Below are 16,122 nucleotides of genomic sequence, written 5' to 3' on the forward strand. Positions count from 1 at the left end.
TCAAACATGGCGATCCGCGAAACACCGCAAGCTCGACGCAGCGTCACCACGGCCACGAGTTTTTTTTGATCCCCGCGGATGGCGCCCTGCTCGCGGAGGCTGAAGCCCGCCAGAGCTGCTACGTTGCCGGCATGCACGGCCACGTCATCACACCCGGGACCCCCGGCGTGGGCGTGGTCGCCATGCTGGGGCCGACCAACACGGGCAAGACCCACCGCGCGATCGAGCGGATGCTCGAGCACCGGACCGGGATGATCGGGCTGCCCCTGCGGCTGCTCGCCCGCGAGGTCTACGATCGGGTCAGCGCGCGGGTCGGCGAGTCGCGGGTCGCGTTGGTCACGGGCGAAGAGAAGCGCATCCCGCCGCACCCTTCTTACTGGGTGTGCACGGTCGAGTCGATGCCGGTCGAGCGCGAGGTCGACTTCCTGGCGGTCGACGAGATCCAGCTCGCGGCTCACCGCCAGCGCGGCCACGTGTTCACGGATCGCCTGCTCCACGCCCGGGGCACCCGCGAGACCTGGTTCATGGGCGCCGAGACGATCAGACCGGTCATCGAGCAGCTGGTCCCCACCGCGGTGATCGATCGGCACCCGCGGCTCAGCCAGCTGCGCGGGGCAGGCTCCATGTCGCTCGGCGCCCTGCCGCCCCGCACGGCGATCGTCGCGTTCTCGACCAACGAGGTCTACGAGCTGGCCGAGCGCCTGCGTCAGCGCAGGGGCGGCGCGGCGGTGGTGCTCGGGGCCCTGTCTCCGCGCACGCGCAACGCCCAGGTCGCCCTGTATCAGGCTGGCGAGGTCGACTACATGGTCGCGACCGACGCGATCGGCATGGGCCTGAACATGGACGTCGACACGGTCGCGTTCGCTTCGCTGCGCAAGTACGACGGCCACGAGCGGCGCGAGCTCGAGCCGGCCGAGCTGGCCCAGATCGCCGGCCGGGCCGGGCGCGCGCACAATGATGGCCAGTTCTGCACGCTCGCGCCGCTGCCGTCGCTGCCCGATCAGCTGGTCGACGCGATCGAGACCCACCGGTTTGGGAACCTGAGCCGGGTGGTGTGGCGGACCACGCCAACGCGACTGCAGTTCGACTCGGTCGAGGATCTGATCGCCTCGCTCCGGCAAAAACCACCGCGCAAGCTGCTGGAGCTGGTTCGACAGGCCGAGGACTTCGACACGCTCGTGCAGCTGGCGGCGCGCGAGCAGATCCAGGCGCGGGCCAAGGGGCGGGCGGCCGTCGAGCTGCTGTGGCAGGTCTGCCAGATCCCCGACTTTCGCAAGCTGGCGCTCGACGGCCACGTGGATCTGTTGGCCGAGATCTACCGGCAGCTGACGAGCTCGAGCGAGCGCCTGGATCCCGACTGGATGAACCAGCGAATCTCTCGCATCGACGACACGGAGGGCGACATTCACGTGTTGATGTCGCGGATCGCGTTCGTGCGAACGTGGACCTACGTCAGCAATCACCGGGCGTGGATCGTCGACGCCGAGCACTGGCAGGCGCGCACGCGGGCGGTCGAAGATCGACTCAGCGACGCGCTGCACGAGCGCCTGGTCGCGCGCTTCGTCGAGCGCGAGGCTCGGCGCGGGCCGCCTGTCCACGGCCCCGCGCGGCCGCGCCAGCCCAAGCAGCCCAAGCGGCGGGCGGTCAGCATTGATCGCGAGGCCGTGGCCGCCGGGCCGTTCGCCAAGCTACTCGAGGTCGAGCTCGAGCCGGGGCAGCGAGGCGGCGAGCGTGACGATGCGTGGGTTCAAGAGCTCGTCGACGCGCCGCACGAGCGGTTCGTGGTCGATGACCGCGGCAACGTTCGTGACGGCGAGCTCGAGCTTGGTCACCTGGTCCGCGGGGTGGATCTGGTCCGGCCCGAGGTCACGCTGACGATCGGTGAGGCGCTGGGGGCAGGCGCCCGGGCGCGGATCCAGCGACGCCTGATCGCGTGGGCCCGCGACCTCGCCCACGAGCTGCTCGCGCCGCTGCGGCACAACACGATCGACGCGCTCTCCAGTGACGCGCGCGGGCTGATCTATCAGCTCGAGCAGGGCCTGGGCACGATCCATCGCGGCGCGGCGAAGGCTCAATTGCTGCGCTTGGCCGGCCGCGATCGCAAGCTGCTGACCAGCTTGGGCGTGGAGATCGGGGCGCGGATGATCTGGCTGCCCGCGTTGCTGCGGGGCGAGGCGCTTCGGGTCCGCGCGCTGTTGGTCGACGCTGCGCTGCCGCGAGGTGTACGGGTCGAGGTGCCGACGCCCGAGGCCGTCGCGCTGGTACCCAACCCGGACGTCAATCCCAACGCGTACACGGCCCTGGGCTTCCCGGTGTTTGGAGGCCGGGCGCTGCGGGCTGACGTCGTCGAGCGCGTCGACGCGATGCTGCGCGGCTTGGCGCAGGCGAGTGATGACGCGGATGAGCCTGGCTTCGAGCTGCCGCCTACGCTAGCGGATCAGACGGGAATGGAAGTAGACGAGCTCGCGCGGGCGCTTGGCTGGGTCGAGCAGGACGGCCGCTGGCACCCGCCAGCCGAGCCACCCACGCCAAGCCGACGCCGCCGCAAGCGGTGAGCCGTCTGATAGCTTTTAGCTATCACGCCATGCCAAAGGTTGTATTGGTACTGTCAGCGCCACCCGCCTAGCCTGTACGACGTGAGCAAGCCACCCACGCTAACCACCACCGCTGGCGCCCCGATCGCCGACAATCAAAACAGCCTCTCCGCCGGCCCCCGCGGCCCCTTGTTGATGCAGGACTACCAGCTGCTCGAGAAGCTCGCCCACCAAAACCGCGAGCGGATCCCCGAGCGAGTCGTCCACGCCAAGGGCTGGGGCGCGCGCGGAACCCTGACCGTGACCCACGACATCTCTCGCTACACCAAGGCCAAGCTGTTTGCGAAGGTCGGCAGCCAGACGCCGATGCTGGCCCGGTTCTCGACGGTCGCGGGCGAGCTGGGGGCCGCCGACGCCGAGCGTGACGTTCGCGGGTTCTCGTTCAAGTTCTACACCGACGAGGGCAACTGGGATCTGGTCGGCAACAACACGCCCGTGTTCTTCATCCGCGACCCGCTCAAGTTCCCCGACTTCATCCACACCCAAAAGCGCCACCCTCGGACCAACCTGCGCAGCACCACGGCGATGTGGGACTTCTGGTCGCTGTCGCCCGAGAGCCTGCACCAGGTCACGATCTTGTTCTCGGACCGCGGGATCCCGACCAGCCCCCGGTTCATGAACGGCTACGGCTCGCACACCTTCTCGCTGATCAACGCGGCGGGCGAGCGGCACTGGGTCAAGTTCCACTTCAAGACCCAGCAGGGCCACCGTCACCTGACCAACCGCGAGTCGGAGCAGGTAATCGGCCAGAGCCGCGAGAGCTACCAGGAAGACCTATTTGGTGCGATCGAGCGCGAAGACTTCCCGCGCTGGGATCTGAAGATTCAGGTGATGCCCGAGGCCGACGCCGCGACGACCCCCTACAATCCGTTTGATCTGACCAAGGTCTGGCCCCACGCAGACTACCCGCTGATCGACGTCGGCGTGGTCGAGCTGAACCGCAACCTCGACAACTACTTCGCCGAGGCCGAGCAGGCCGCGTTCTCGCCCTCGAGCATCGTCCCGGGGATCGGGTTCTCGCCCGACAAGGTCCTGCAGGCGCGGATCTTTGCCTACGCCGACGCCCACCGCTATCGCCTGGGTACCCACTATGAGGCGCTGCCCGTCAACGCGCCGCGGTGTCCTGTTCACCACTATCACAAGGACGGCGCGATGCGCTTTTTCGAGGGCAAGACCGGCAACCCCGACGCGTACTACGAGCCCAATAGCTTTGGCGGCGCGGCGCAGGATCATGCCCACGATGAGCCGCCGCTCTCGCTCGACGGGGCCGCGGCACGGCATGACCACCGGGTGGACAACGACGACTACTCGCAAGCCGGCGACCTGTTTCGGCTGTTCGACGCCGAGCAACAGCAGCGCTTGTTCATGAACATCGCCGAGGCCATGACTGGCGTGCCCAAGCCGATCATCGATCGGCAGCTCGGGCACTTTGCTCGCGCGGACCCGGCCTACGCCGAGGGTGTGCAGGCCGCCTTGGCCAAGCTCGCGCAAGGCTGAGTGGTCAGCCCCCACGCGTTGCGACAGCCAGTTCGCGCAGCGAGTCCGCCAACGCCGAGCCTCGCCACCACGCGAACACGATCGTCCGCCGCGGGGGCCGGCCGCGGCGGGAGCTCCCGCTCGGGGCGGGGCAGCTCGGTTCTAGCGCTAGATCGCAACCCAGTTTCAGCTCGGGAACGAGAAGCCCATCGACATCTTGATCGGCTTGCCGTCCTTGGGCTTGACGAACGAGTAGGTGGCGAGCTTCTCGATCATGCAGGTGGCGAACGCGGGGGTCTCGAGCCCGTCGGCGAGGATCGCGAGGTCGGCGACGGTGCCCTCCGCCGTGATCGTCCAGCCGAAGTGGGCCATGCCGTTGACCCCTTTGCCGCTGGCCCGCCCGGTGGCTCGGCACGTGCGTAGATCATCGGTGTGGACGCGGAGGATCCGGCGAAACAGATCGACCTCGAGCGCGCCCTCGTACTCGAGGGTCCCGTAGTGTTGGGCGACCTGTCCCTTTCGCCCTGACTCACAACCACCCCGCTTGGACCCGTAGCACAGCCCCTCGTGGAGGCAGCCGTCGGTGTAAAAGCAGTCGGTGAGCTCGAGGTTGGCACACGCGCCTGCGGCCTCGTCGAAGGAGCAGGTCGCCTCGGCCTTGCACTTGGCGCTCGCGCGGCAGTCCTCGATCGACGCGGCCACACACTCGAACTTGCCGTCCTCGGCCCCAGGCTTGGCGCTGCAGCGGCCCTCATCCTTGCACGCGGCGTCAGCCTTGCACGCCTCCGCGGCGAGCTCGAGCGGCGGCTTGACGGGCTCGGGCTTGGGCTTGGGCTCGGGCTCGGGCGCGACGGGCTTGTCGGCCTCCGCCACCTCGGCCTTGTCGGACCCGGTGGGCGCCGCATCGTCGGCCTTGTCGGGTTGCTTGTCACACCCGGTGAGCAGCGCGAGCAGAGGGATGGAACGCATGAGCCTGTGCATGATCGGCATGGTACGCGACACGACCGCGAACGTGGTGGTGGTATGCGGACGGCGAGGTCGCGTGACGACGAGCCGCGTCACTCGGACGGCTCTCGCCGAGCAGACGCTGTCGCTGCCGTCCGAAGCACTTTGCTCGCGCGGACCCGGCCTACGCCGAGGGTATACAGGCCGCCTTGGCCAAGCTCGCGCAAGGCTGAGTGGTCAGCCCCCACGCGTTGCGACAGCCAGCGCCCGCCGGGCCGGAGCCGCCAGCTCGCGCAGCGAGTCCGCCAACGCCGAGCCCCGCCGCCAGGCGAACACGATCGTCCGCCGCGGGGCCGGCCGGCGAAACTTGCGGATCACCAGCCGCGCCCGACGGTTCTCGACCTCGACCGCGAGCGCGGGCAGGATCGTCACACCGTCGCCACCGCCCGCGAGCTGCACCAACGTCGTCAGGCTCGTGGCCCGAAACCCCTGCTCGCGCGCCCCTGTCACCGCGCACAGGTCTGCAGCTTGCTCGCGAAAGCAGTGGCCATCATCGAGCAGGTACACGCGGGCGTCGGCGAGCGCCTCGGGGGTGACCGCGCTGCGGCGAGCGGCCAGCGCGTGTCCGCGAGGTGCCGCGAGCACGAACGGATCCTCACCGATCTTCACGTAGTCGAGCTCGCCGATCTCCGCCTCGAGGGCCAACAGCGCCACGTCCAGCTCACCTGCCCCGAGCATCGCGACCAGGGTCTCGGTCTTGTCCTCGGTCCACTGTAGCTGCAGGTTGGCAAACGCCTCGCGCAGCGCCGGGTCGAGGTCCGGCAGCAGGTACGGTGCGATCGTCGGAATCACCCCAACTCGAAGCGCGCCCACGAGCGGATCCCCGTGCCGCGTGGCCGCATCGACGACATCCTCGGCGGCCAACAGCACCGCCCGCGCGCGCCCGATCACCGCCTCGCCTGCGCGGGTCAGCAACACCCGTCGACGGTCACGCTCGAACAGCTGAACCTCGAGCATGCGCTCGAGCTCCGCGATCTGAGCGCTCAGCGACGGCTGCGAGACATGGCAGCGCGCCGCAGCTTTGCGAAAGCTGAGCTCCTCCGCCACCGCGCAGGCATACTGAAGCTGACGGAGCGTGATCGGCAGCGAACCAAACCGCATGGTGGTGATAGCTTAGGGCTATTTTGCCCCCAGCCGAACCCGACGCGACCCGTGCTCGGCTTCGCCTCCGCGCGCGTCGCCACCCTCGCTTCGCTCGGGCTCGAGGTCGGGTCCGCCTGTGGGAACGCTTCGCTTTTTTTCTCTGCCCCCAGCCGAACCCGGCGCGGCTTGTGCTGACAACTATGCCTTGGTGAGACCCGAACCGCTGGTATCCTCGCCGGGCCGTGGCTCAGCCGGAACCACTGTCCGTCGACGACGCGCTCGATCGCCTCGTCAACCAGTTCTCGGACGCGATGGCCTGCTTTCGCGAGCTGATCCAAAACGCACTCGACGCGGGCTCGGACGAGGTCGAGGTGTGGTTCGAGCACGACCGCGGCATGATGACGATCCACGTCGACGACTGGGGCGCGGGCATGAACCGCGAGATCATCGACACTCGGCTCACGCGGCTGTTCTCGTCGACCAAGGACGGGGACATGACGAAGATCGGCAAGTTTGGGATCGGGTTCGTGTCGGTGTTCGCGATTCAGCCGGCCGCGGTCTCGATCGACACCTCCCGCGACGGCGAGCACTGGCGCGTGGTGTTCGACGAGCGTCGCCGATTTTCGCTGGTCCGCCGCGATCAGCCGGTCGAGGGCACCAAGATCTCGATCTTCAAGCACGCCACCAAGTCCGAGTACGAGCTGTTCCGGGCCCGCGCGGCCGAGGTCGTGCGCTATTGGTGCAAGCACGTCAGCGGTGAAGTCCGCGTCGACGGTGAGCTGATCAACGAAGCGATCGATCTCGACACGCCCTGCAAGGTCCGCCGCGAGCAAGACAACGAGATCATCGTCGTCGGCCACCCGCTCGACGGCGAGGGCTTCTCGGGCTTCTACAACCGCGGGCTCACGCTGGTCGAAGGTCGAGGCGAGCACGCGATCCCGGGGGTCGCGTTCAAAGCGTCGTCGGCCAAGCTCGAGCACACGCTCACGCGCGACGATGTGATCCGCGACGCTCGCTTCAACCGGCTGATGACCGCGGTCCAGGAGCTGATCGCGGGCGAGCTGTGTGCACAGGTCTACGCCAAGCTCGACGTGGCGATCCGTGACGCCACGTCCGAGTCCAGCGCGCTGGAGTACCTGTGGGCGGCGGCGCGGCTGCACGAGCAGGCCACCCACGCGGTCCCGGAGCCCGATCACGCCGCGCTGTTTCGCAGCCCCAGCGGCGCCATGATCGGCTGGAAGGCGCTGCGCAAGCCCAAGCGGCGCGCTGTGATCCTGGCCCGCGCTTTGAGCCCGCTGACCGAGCGGCTCGAGGGCGAGGGCGCCACGGTCGTGCTGCTGGCCAAGGACTGTGTGTGCGGGGCCGCGCTGCTCGAAGCAATCGCGCCGCGCGTCGCCAAGATCGAAGACTATTGCACCGCGCTGCCACCTCGCAGCAGCGACGAGGCCGTGCGCTGGCAGGTGCTCGCCTCGCAGGTCGCTCGGCTGTTGGAGGCCTGGGGCGCCAAGCTCGGCGGCGTGCGCCTGGGTCACCTCGACTACCCAGACTCCGCCGTCCGTGATCGCGTGGCGATCACCCAGTCGGAGTTTGGCGAGGTCACGCCGACATCAGACACGGCCGAGCTGGGGACCGGGCTGCTCGCCAGTCGCCGCGTGGTCGTGCTCAACGCCGACCACCCCAGCATTCGCACGATCGCCGGGCTCGCCCAGTCCGAACCGGAGCTCGCGGCGTATCTCGCGGTCAAGGCGTTCTTCTTGGGTACGCGGCTCGACGCGAAGATCGACGAGGCGCTCGCGGTCCTCACCCACGACCACCGGTTGCTGCGCCGAGGTGCCCAGGCATGAGCGATCTCGTCGCGCAGCTGATGTCCGCGGGCCAGCTCGAGGCCAAGGGCGGGTTCACGATCGATCCCGAGAAGGCCCGCGAGAAGCTGCGCCAGTACCAGCTCGCCGATCCCCGCTGCTACGTGCTGCTGCTGGTCGAGGCCGCCAGCACCAGCGGCGCGAGCAAGCTCGAGTTCGAGATCGACAGCGATGATCTGCACCTGCGCTTCGAGGGCGCGGTGTTCGGCCACGAGCAGCTCGAGAACATCTATGGCTCGCTGTTCGCCAGCGCCCAGGAGCGCGGCGAGTCTCCGCTGTCTGCCGAACTGGACAAAGACCTGGCCCGCCTGCGTGGGCTGCAGCAGCTGGCGTTCGCGCTCAACTCGGCGATGGCGCTCAACCCAAAATTCGCTCGGGTCGTGAGCGTGGCGGCCGACGGCACCGGGACCGCGCTCGAGCTGCGGCCCGACCAGCCCGACGAGGTCTCGCGGGTGACCGACCAGCCCCCGGGCAACTGGATCCACGTCAAAGATCGGTTCAGGCCGGGGTTGATCGTGGAGTTCTTTCGCAGCCTCGGCGACACGCTGGCCGAGGTCACGCTGCTGCGCGAGCGCTGTCGCTGGTCGCGGATCCCCGTGTTCGTCAACGGCAAGCAGATCTCGGGCCCGATGGAGCTCGCGGGCGAGTCGTGGACACAGATCGACGTGGTCGACGAAGGCGTCACGATCGGCCGCGCGGCGCTGGGGCTGCGGGCCAACCCCGAGCAGGCCGAGTTCGATGAGCCCGGCGCGTCGCTGGTGTCCAACGGCGTGTTCATGGAGCGCCGTACGATCAACTATCAGGCCGTCCCTGGCTTCGAGGCGATCGTCGACAGCCCGCGGTTTGGCAAGGACGTCTCGCAGACCAAGCTGCTCCACGACTCGGGCTACCTCGCGGTGATCGACGCGATCATCCACGCCCAGGACCAGATGATCTTGCGCCTCGCCGAGCGACGCGTGGCCGGGGCCGCGCCCGCGTGGGCCGACCAGACCTTGCGCACGTGGTTGGCCAAGCGAGCGCCAGACCAGCTCAGCCGCGCGCTCGCCAAGGATCCTGTGTTCGCCGCCGTCGCCGAGGTCGCGCTGTGGTCGGCCGTCGGCGGTCCACCGCTCAGTACCCGCGCGCTGATCGAGAGCAAGGAGCCGATCCGACACGCGCACGAGGACTTCCCGTTCGCGCCTCCCGACGTGCCCTTTGTTGTCTACGCGACCCCGGGACCCGACGAAGAGCTGCTCGAGCAGCTGTTTGGCGCACGCTTGCACGACCACACGAGCGCCCTGCGGCGCGAGGCGGCCCGGCAACAGCGGCGCCTGGTGTTCTTGACCCGGCGGCACGCGGCCGAGCTCGGCGAGGGCTACTACGTGATCCGCGAGCCGATCTCGCTCGACCGCCCGGGCGAGCACGAGGACGACTCGATCATCACGGTCCGCGGCGAGCTGGGCCTGCGCTCGCTCGGCCACCGCGACAGCTGGCTGCGCCTGATCAGCGAAGGTTGCCTGCTCGACGAGCGGGCCCTCGATGGCCCGATCCCCGGGCTGTGTGTGGTGGTCAGCGCCGAGTTCACGGCCAACGACAGCTACGACGACGCCCGCCCAACCCCCGCGCTCGCGGCTGCGCTCGTCGCCGTGCTCGAGGCGCTCGGGCGTGGGCTCGCCAAGCTCGCCGAGGCCGGCACCGTCACTGCAAAGCACGTAAACCTGCGCGCGCTGCTGCGGATCTATGTGCAGGAGGTCTGCCGCCGGGACTACGGGCTCTCGCTGTTGTCGGCGTTTGGGTTCAGTCGCAAGCAAGCGCAGCGCGAGCTCGAGCGTGGCGCGATCAAGCCGGTCTGGAACCTCGAGGCGGCGCGAGACGGGGCGACCGAAGCTCCGCACCCGCTCGCCCGGGTGCCGCTCTACGACTGCGCATCGGGCCCGCCGCGGTCGCTGGCCGAGCTAGCGACCCACTGCGCGCAGGGTCAGCGGCTCGCGTGGCTCGAGGCGGCGCAGATCGAAGACGCGGGCCCGCTGCCGGAGCTCGGCGTCGAGGTGCTGGTGCTCGAGCGGGCCGATCGCGAGGCCATCCGCGAGCTGCTGGGCAAGGGCACGCTCGATCCCTTCGCCGAACGGCTCGCGTGGCTGCGCCGCCGGGCCGCGTTCCTCGACCGGCCCGAGCACCCACCCACGCTGTCGCGCGCCGCCCTGTGCAGCGCCGAGCTGCGCTCGCAAGCGCCCAAGTTCCGCGGCGAGCTGGGCCTGAGCGAGTTCGCGTTCACGGCCGCCAGCGAGGGGCGCACGCCGGTCGACGTGTACTACTGCGAGCGAGCGCTGTGTCGCGTCGACATCGATCTACCGCTGCCGGGTCTCACCGTCTGGGTCGAGAGCGACGAGTTCGAGGTCACGCCAACCTTCGAGTCGCTCGCAAACTTCATGACGCTGCGGCCGACCTTGTTGCGTGGGATCGCGGGCCTGGTCGAGCGCGAGCTCGAGCGCGTCCGCACCAGCCCACACGCGCTGCTCCGCTGCGAGTGGTGGTGGCTGGCCATGATCCCCGGACTCGTGCTGGGGTCGGGTGGGCTCGCGCAGGCGTTCGTGTCGTTGCGTCACCAGCTCGGCGCCGCGAATGCGGTCGTCGAGCTCGGCGGCCTGCTCGAGCTGCTCGAGCAGTTTCCCGCGCGCGACATCGATCGGGCGCTCGGGACCCTGCGCGGCCGCGGGCAGCAGCCCAACGCCGAGGCCGTGCGCGAGCGGCTGGGCCGGGCGTCTCGGCGGCCAACCGAGGCGGAGATGGATCTGACGGCGCTGCGCCGCGGGCTGCTCCCGATGTTCGTCGAGCTGCTCGAGCTGCGCTTGTTTCATCGGCTCGATCTCGGCGCCCGCGGCAAGCCAGGGCGAAGCCGGGTGGTCACCCTCGACGAGCTGTTCATCCGCGTCGGCGCCGGGCAGCCGATCAGCTTCGTCAGCGAGAGCTTCACGCTCGACTCGCGCCCCGACACCGACCTCGAGATCCTGAGCCTCGACCCGATCGAGCACCGGGTGCTCACGGCGGTGTTTGGCGCCCAGGCGCTCGAGCAGGTCAGCGAGTGGCTGCTCGGCCGCGCTCGCTTCATTCGCCGCCGCAAGATCTCGGAGATCCGCGTCGCGCGGGGCTCGGCGTTGATCACGATCCGGGTCGACGAGCCCGGTGTCCGCGGCGAGCTCGGCATCGCAATTGAGCCCGCCAAGTCGATCGAGCGCAGCCGGATTCGCGTGTTCACCAAGGCCCGCGAGGTCACGGTGGTCGACTTCCCCGCGCGACCGCTCGCGCTGGTGGGCGCGCTGGAGGTCGACGAGCTCACGCTCAACGATGCCCACGATGACGTCGCGGCCCCCGAGCGCGACCGCGTCCGTCAGTTCGTGCAAAACCAGGTCGACACCCTGCTGACCGAGCTCGCGGCTCGCTACGCAGACATGAGCGCCCACGACAAGCCGATCGCCGCCGGCCTGGTTCGTCACTTGCTCGACGAGTGGCCTCCCGGCGTCGGTGGCTACGACGCGCGGTCCAGCAAGCGCCGCGTGATGTTCAAGCGCCTCGCCGCGCTGCCCGTGTTCGCGGGCGCGCGCAAGCCCTGGTCGGCGGCCGAGCTGGCCGATGCTCGCCAGCGCGGCCCGATCCCGTACCTCGCGTACCGCCGGCCCAAGCTCGAGCTGCCCGACGGACCTGTCGTGGTGCTCGACGCGGACGACGTCGAGAGCACGCTGCGCGCGTTGTTTGGCAGCCTAAAAAATCTCGAGGCCGAGCTCGCGCGGGCGCGGGCGCTCAGTCAGCGCAAGTCCGCCGCGGCACGCATGCCCAGCGAGCCGCCCCAACACCCGATGTCGCGGATCCCCGTCGACGCCGAGGGTCTCGAGGGCTGGCTGTGGCTGGCCCAGGGCGAGGCGCAGGTGTTGTTCGGCGAGCACGGCCGGGTCGTCGACAAGCACGTGGTCTCGGACGTGTGCTGGTGCGCTGGCATGATCTGGGGCCCTGGGCTGTCGATCGCCGAAGACTGGAGCCGCGTCAGCCTCTCGCGTGGGCAGGCGCGACTGCTCGAGCGCCTCGCGTGTGATCTGTGGGGCCAGGCGATCGACGAGTTCGAGCGCCGCTGCGACGGCGAGGCGCCCCGCGGTCGCGAGCAACGACGGGCGTTCACCGAGCTCCGCGACGCGCTCCACGGCCTGTTCATGCGCCTGCACGAGCGTCGGGGCCACAGCCAGTCCAAGCGCGGTCGCAAGCGCAAGGGCAAGCGCAACCGCGACCGCGGCGACCAGTACCAGCAGCTGTACGCGCGAGTCAGCGCCGTGCCCGTGCTCAAGCTCAGCACCGGACGCTGGATCAGCGCCGACGTGGCTGCGCGCGAGCGGCCGATCGAGCTCGCGTCGCTGTCACTGTGGACGGGGCCCTCTGCCGAGGAGCTCGCCCACCAGCGCGCCGTGGCTCAGGCCGAGGCGGAGCGGGCCCGTGAGCAGGCCCGCGAGCGTGCGCGTGAGCGGCAGGTCGAGCAGACTCGCCGCCGCGCCGAAGCCGAGGCCGAAGCGCGCGCGCGAGAGACCGAGCGCCGCCGCGAGGCCGAGCGCGAGGCCAAAGCGGCCGTTGAGCGCGAGCAGGCCCGCGCGAAGCCAAAGCCGAGCAAGCCAAGCGAGCCCAGCGAGCCAAGCAAGCCAAGCAAGCCAAGCAAGCGGAAGAAGCCCAAGCAACCCCGGCCCGAGTTGCTGCTGCTCGAGGCCATGCGCGACGAGCTGCGCCTGGTCCGAGCGAGCAACGATGGGCTGGTCGCCAATCACGTGCTGGAGTCGCTGGTGCTCGGCGAGCCGCAGCCACGCGGGCCGCTGTTTGCCCATGCTGACGGCGTCACCAAGATCAACGTTGGCCACCCGCTGGTTTTGGCCGTCCTCGATGGCTACCTGCGGGACCAGACCCTGCTGACGCTGCTGGCTTCGTCGGCCTACACGTACCTGAACCTGGTCCACGAGGAGATCGAGGACCGGCATGAGGATGAATTTCTGCGCCTCCACGCCGCCCACGCCGCGACCGGGGGCTAGCTTTGCCGCGAGCTAGAATGCCAGATCCAACGCAAGCTCCCCGACACCGCAGCCCCCAGAAAACGCCCTCGATCACGAGCAGGCGCATCAGCGGCTCCTACAGCTTGGCCGCGGCGTCGAGCACCTCGCGGGCGTGCACGCCCGGATCGACCCCCGGGTAGACCGCGACGATCTTCGCGTTGCGATCGAGCAAGAAGCTCACGCGCTCGGCATAGCCCCCGCGCAGCTTCACCCCAAACCCGGTCGCCCAGGTCTTGTCGGTGTCGGCGATCAGCGGAAACGGGATCGCGTGCTCCTCTGCGAATTCGATGTGTGACGCGTTGTCCTGGGTCGAGACCCCAATGACCATCACGCCGGCGGCTTCGTACTCGGTCCAGATATCACGAAACGCACACGCCTCTTTTGTGCAACCCGGGGTGTTGTCGGCAGGATAAAAATACACGACGGCGGGCTTGCCGAGGCTGCCCAACTCGAGCGTGGTGCCGTCGTGAGCGGTGGCCTCGAGCGCCGGCGCCTGGGCCCCGACCGCGAGCAGACCCGTGCCGCCATCGGGCCGCTCGGTCTCGCCACACGCGGTGCCAACGATCGGCGCGGCCAGGCAGAGCAGCAGGAGGGCGAGGGGCGTCGCTAGGTTGCGCATCGGCGCTTATATGGACGATGCGCAGCCACCCCGCAAGTCAGTTCACTTCGAGCCGCAGTTCTCGAGGGCGGCGATGCCCTTCGCGTCGCGCGAGCATACGAACTCGAGCCGGCACACGACCTGACCTGGCAGATGGGGAGTCGCGCCATGTACCGCTTTCGTTCGTTGTGCCCGGTCGGGATGTATGCAATTTTTCCGCATGACCAACCGACTTATCATCAACTTGATGCCGCCAATCGTGTGCCTGGCTCTCATGCCCGCGTGCAACGATGACAGCGGCACTGCGTCCAACGGGACTGACACCGAGACGGGCGACGGCGACGGCGACGGCGACGGCGACGGCGACGGCGACGGCGACGGCGACGGCGACGGCGACGGCGACGGCGACGGCGACGGCGACGGCGATCCTGGGGATGGTGACGGCGACGGCGACGGCGACGGCGACGGCGACGGCGACGGCGACGGCGATCCCGACCCGATCTGCGGCAACGGTGAGCTCGAAGCAGATGAGGTGTGCGACGACGGCAACGACGACAACACCGACGACTGCACGGATACCTGCGAGGCCGCGGTGTGTGGTGACGGCCTGGTCTGGGTTGGCAACGAGGAGTGTGATGACGCCAACCTCGAGCCTGGAGACGGCTGCGACGAGGCGTGCCTCCTGGATGTCCTATTCAGCGAGGACTTTGAAGGCGATGTCGACGCGTGGACACATGAGGTCGTCGAGGGCGCCATCCTCGACACTTGGGTGATCTCGACCGACCAGGCGGCGAGTGCGACCAATAGCTATCACAGCGGGGTGTCCCAGGACGCCGATGGTAGCCTGCGGCTGATGAGCCCCGAGATCGATCTGACCGGGTTTAGCGACGTCGATACGATCACCTTGACCTTCGAGCAATGGTATCAATACGACAGCTGCGGTGGCCCTGCATGGGTCCGTGACGGGCACGTCATCGAGGTCTCGGCGGATGGAGGGGCCTACGAGCCGGTAACGCCCGCCGGAGACTACCCATACGTGCTCGAGGTCGTCTGTGGCAACCCCCTCGAAGACACGCCGGCCTACAGCCAAAGCAGTGGCGGCGTGTTCGAGCAGGTGACCGTGGATCTGAGCTCGTTTGTCGGCTCGACGATACAAGTCGGTTTTCACGTCGGCATGGATTGCGGCAACTGTGACGTAGACCCGGTCAACTTGTACATCGACGACGTCGAGCTGCGGCGTTCCCAGCGATAGTTTGGAAGGGGCGGACGCGGCCGTCCGCCCCTTCAACGCACGTGGCGTCGGCCACCCGCGGGCTCAGGCGGTCCTCGATCTGGGCGTTCGTCCGCCAGCGCTCGGGCCGACGCGTCAGGCCGGGATCGCGGCCGCGAGGTTGTGCGCGTAGCGCTGGGTCCGGGCCTGGTGATACCAGTCGAAATTCCCGCGCATCCAGTCTTCCATGATCTTGATGTACCCGAGCGTGGCCTCGTCGATCTCGACGCCCGACTGATCGAGGTAGGCCTTGGCCTCGAAGTACTCCTCGACCACGCGATCGTTGGTCGTCATGGCCGCTTCCATGGCGGTGCGCAGGTCCATTCCGTAGGCGTCGCGGTAGACCGTCACGAGGTTGCTGAGCTCACCCGCGGACGACTCCTTCGCGTACGAGAACAGGTCGTTGACGTAGGACACGCACAGGTTGGTGGCCGACATCATGGTCTGAAACGCCGGCTCCTCGCGGACCTCGTCGGAGACATCGAAGCCCTCGACGATCGCCCCGATGTCGAGGGTTGGGTACACGGCGCTGCAGCGCAGCCGCACGATCGTGTAGTCCGCGACGTGGGTCATGCGCTGGGTTCGCTTGCGCGACTCCATGACGCAGCCTTCAAAGTAGCTGCGCATGCCCGCGACGTAGTGGCGCAGCCCCGCGCGGTTGGTGTAGCGAAGCAGCCGCTTGGCGACATTGGCGTACGCGTCGCCGACCGCGATGATCCGCGCGCGGGCCGGGACGTCGTCGCGCAGCAGCGGACGCACCTCGTCGGCGACGGCCGCCGAGAGGTAGGCGGTCACGTGGGTCGCGAGCTCTTCGCTGCTGCCGATCTCCGAGCGCGCGTCGTCGAGCATGTCGTCGAACACGAAGATCGCCGTGTAGCAGTTGGTGATCAGCTGCAGGGCCTCGAGCGAGCAGTCGCGGTGACACAGGGCCGCGAGCTGCTCGAACCCGCACCGATACAGGGCGTCCCCGAGCGCGTGGTCGTCCTCGGGGACCAGACCAATCTCGATCGCCCACGCGAGATTTTGATCTCGCACAGAGTCGACGTGAACGTTGATGCCAGAGCGGAACGGAAGCCGAAGGCTCCCCCCGATCGAGCCCCAGGGTCCTGGGACGTCGATACGAATGCGCCGCTCACTCGTGCTGATGATCTTGGCCTTATCCATGGCTCTTCCC

Annotated in this window: 9 protein-coding genes; 5 read left to right on the plus strand and 4 right to left on the minus strand. The window is 68.8% G+C overall.

From position 1 onward, the window contains the following. The first annotated feature begins 131 nt into the window (after positions 1 to 131). Both ENSA7_RS37540 and ENSA7_RS37545 read left to right on the plus strand, forming a co-directional pair. Entirely contained in the window at positions 132 to 2,555 is a 2,424-nt protein-coding gene (locus ENSA7_RS37540; protein ID WP_244924041.1) for a helicase-related protein, read from the plus strand. An 81-nt stretch (positions 2,556 to 2,636) separates the two neighbouring features. After that, positions 2,637 to 4,091 (plus strand): catalase, encoded by a 1,455-nt coding sequence (locus ENSA7_RS37545; protein ID WP_106094235.1) that lies wholly within the window; start codon positions 2,637 to 2,639, stop codon positions 4,089 to 4,091. A 165-nt stretch (positions 4,092 to 4,256) separates the two neighbouring features. Here ENSA7_RS37545 and ENSA7_RS37550 read toward each other — a convergent pair whose 3' ends face one another. Both ENSA7_RS37550 and ENSA7_RS37555 read right to left on the minus strand, forming a co-directional pair. After that, complete coding sequence (locus ENSA7_RS37550) at positions 4,257 to 5,039, minus strand: hypothetical protein (protein ID WP_146158595.1); 783 nt, start codon at positions 5,037 to 5,039, stop codon at positions 4,257 to 4,259. Between the two features lie 213 nt (positions 5,040 to 5,252). Further along, positions 5,253 to 6,176: a LysR substrate-binding domain-containing protein gene (locus tag ENSA7_RS37555; RefSeq protein ID WP_106094237.1), complete on the minus strand. Its 924-nt coding sequence runs from the start codon at positions 6,174 to 6,176 to the stop codon at positions 5,253 to 5,255. Positions 6,177 to 6,400: 224 nt separating this feature from the next. Between ENSA7_RS37555 and ENSA7_RS37560 the strand changes: the two genes are divergently transcribed. Both ENSA7_RS37560 and ENSA7_RS37565 read left to right on the plus strand, forming a co-directional pair. Further along, a complete protein-coding gene (locus ENSA7_RS37560; protein WP_106094238.1) occupies positions 6,401 to 8,002 on the plus strand; it encodes a sacsin N-terminal ATP-binding-like domain-containing protein in 1,602 nt (533 codons plus the stop codon). Then, positions 7,999 to 13,059: a hypothetical protein gene (locus tag ENSA7_RS37565; protein ID WP_106094239.1), complete on the plus strand. Its 5,061-nt coding sequence runs from the start codon at positions 7,999 to 8,001 to the stop codon at positions 13,057 to 13,059. The genes ENSA7_RS37560 and ENSA7_RS37565 overlap by 4 nt, the downstream gene beginning before the upstream one ends. Positions 13,060 to 13,156: 97 nt before the next feature. On the opposite strand, the gene ENSA7_RS37570 is transcribed toward ENSA7_RS37565, so the two are convergent. Next, positions 13,157 to 13,699 carry a peroxiredoxin gene (locus ENSA7_RS37570; protein ID WP_106094240.1) on the minus strand — a complete coding sequence of 181 codons (543 nt, stop codon included), beginning with the start codon at positions 13,697 to 13,699 and terminating at the stop codon, positions 13,157 to 13,159. Positions 13,700 to 13,898: 199 nt separating this feature from the next. Here ENSA7_RS37570 and ENSA7_RS37575 point away from each other — a divergent pair, with 199 nt between their 5' ends. Beyond that, complete coding sequence (locus tag ENSA7_RS37575; RefSeq protein WP_106094241.1) at positions 13,899 to 14,930, plus strand: DUF4215 domain-containing protein; 1,032 nt, start codon at positions 13,899 to 13,901, stop codon at positions 14,928 to 14,930. Positions 14,931 to 15,044: 114 nt separating this feature from the next. Here ENSA7_RS37575 and ENSA7_RS37580 read toward each other — a convergent pair whose 3' ends face one another. Next, positions 15,045 to 16,112, minus strand: coding sequence for a terpene synthase family protein (locus ENSA7_RS37580; RefSeq protein WP_106094242.1), 1,068 nt, complete (start codon positions 16,110 to 16,112; stop codon positions 15,045 to 15,047). Between the last annotated feature and the right edge of the window lie 10 nt (positions 16,113 to 16,122).

Origin of the sequence: Enhygromyxa salina (assembly GCF_002994635.1) — a bacterium.
Taxonomy (GTDB): Bacteria; Myxococcota_A; Polyangia; order Nannocystales; family Nannocystaceae; genus Plesiocystis; species Plesiocystis salina_B.

Bases quoted from the DNA above. Each gene is read 5' to 3' on its own strand.
- ENSA7_RS37570 (WP_106094240.1), bottom strand. From the start codon at position 13,699: ATGCGCAACCTAGCGACGCCCCTCGCCCTCCTGCTGCTCTGCCTGGCC.
- ENSA7_RS37575 (WP_106094241.1), top strand. From the start codon at position 13,899: ATGACCAACCGACTTATCATCAACTTGATGCCGCCAATCGTGTGCCTG.
- ENSA7_RS37565 (WP_106094239.1), top strand. From the start codon at position 7,999: ATGAGCGATCTCGTCGCGCAGCTGATGTCCGCGGGCCAGCTCGAGGCC.
- ENSA7_RS37550 (WP_146158595.1), bottom strand. From the start codon at position 5,039: ATGCGTTCCATCCCTCTGCTCGCGCTGCTCACCGGGTGTGACAAGCAA.
- ENSA7_RS37555 (WP_106094237.1), bottom strand. From the start codon at position 6,176: ATGCGGTTTGGTTCGCTGCCGATCACGCTCCGTCAGCTTCAGTATGCC.
- ENSA7_RS37540 (WP_244924041.1), top strand. From the start codon at position 132: ATGCACGGCCACGTCATCACACCCGGGACCCCCGGCGTGGGCGTGGTC.
- ENSA7_RS37580 (WP_106094242.1), bottom strand. From the start codon at position 16,112: ATGGATAAGGCCAAGATCATCAGCACGAGTGAGCGGCGCATTCGTATC.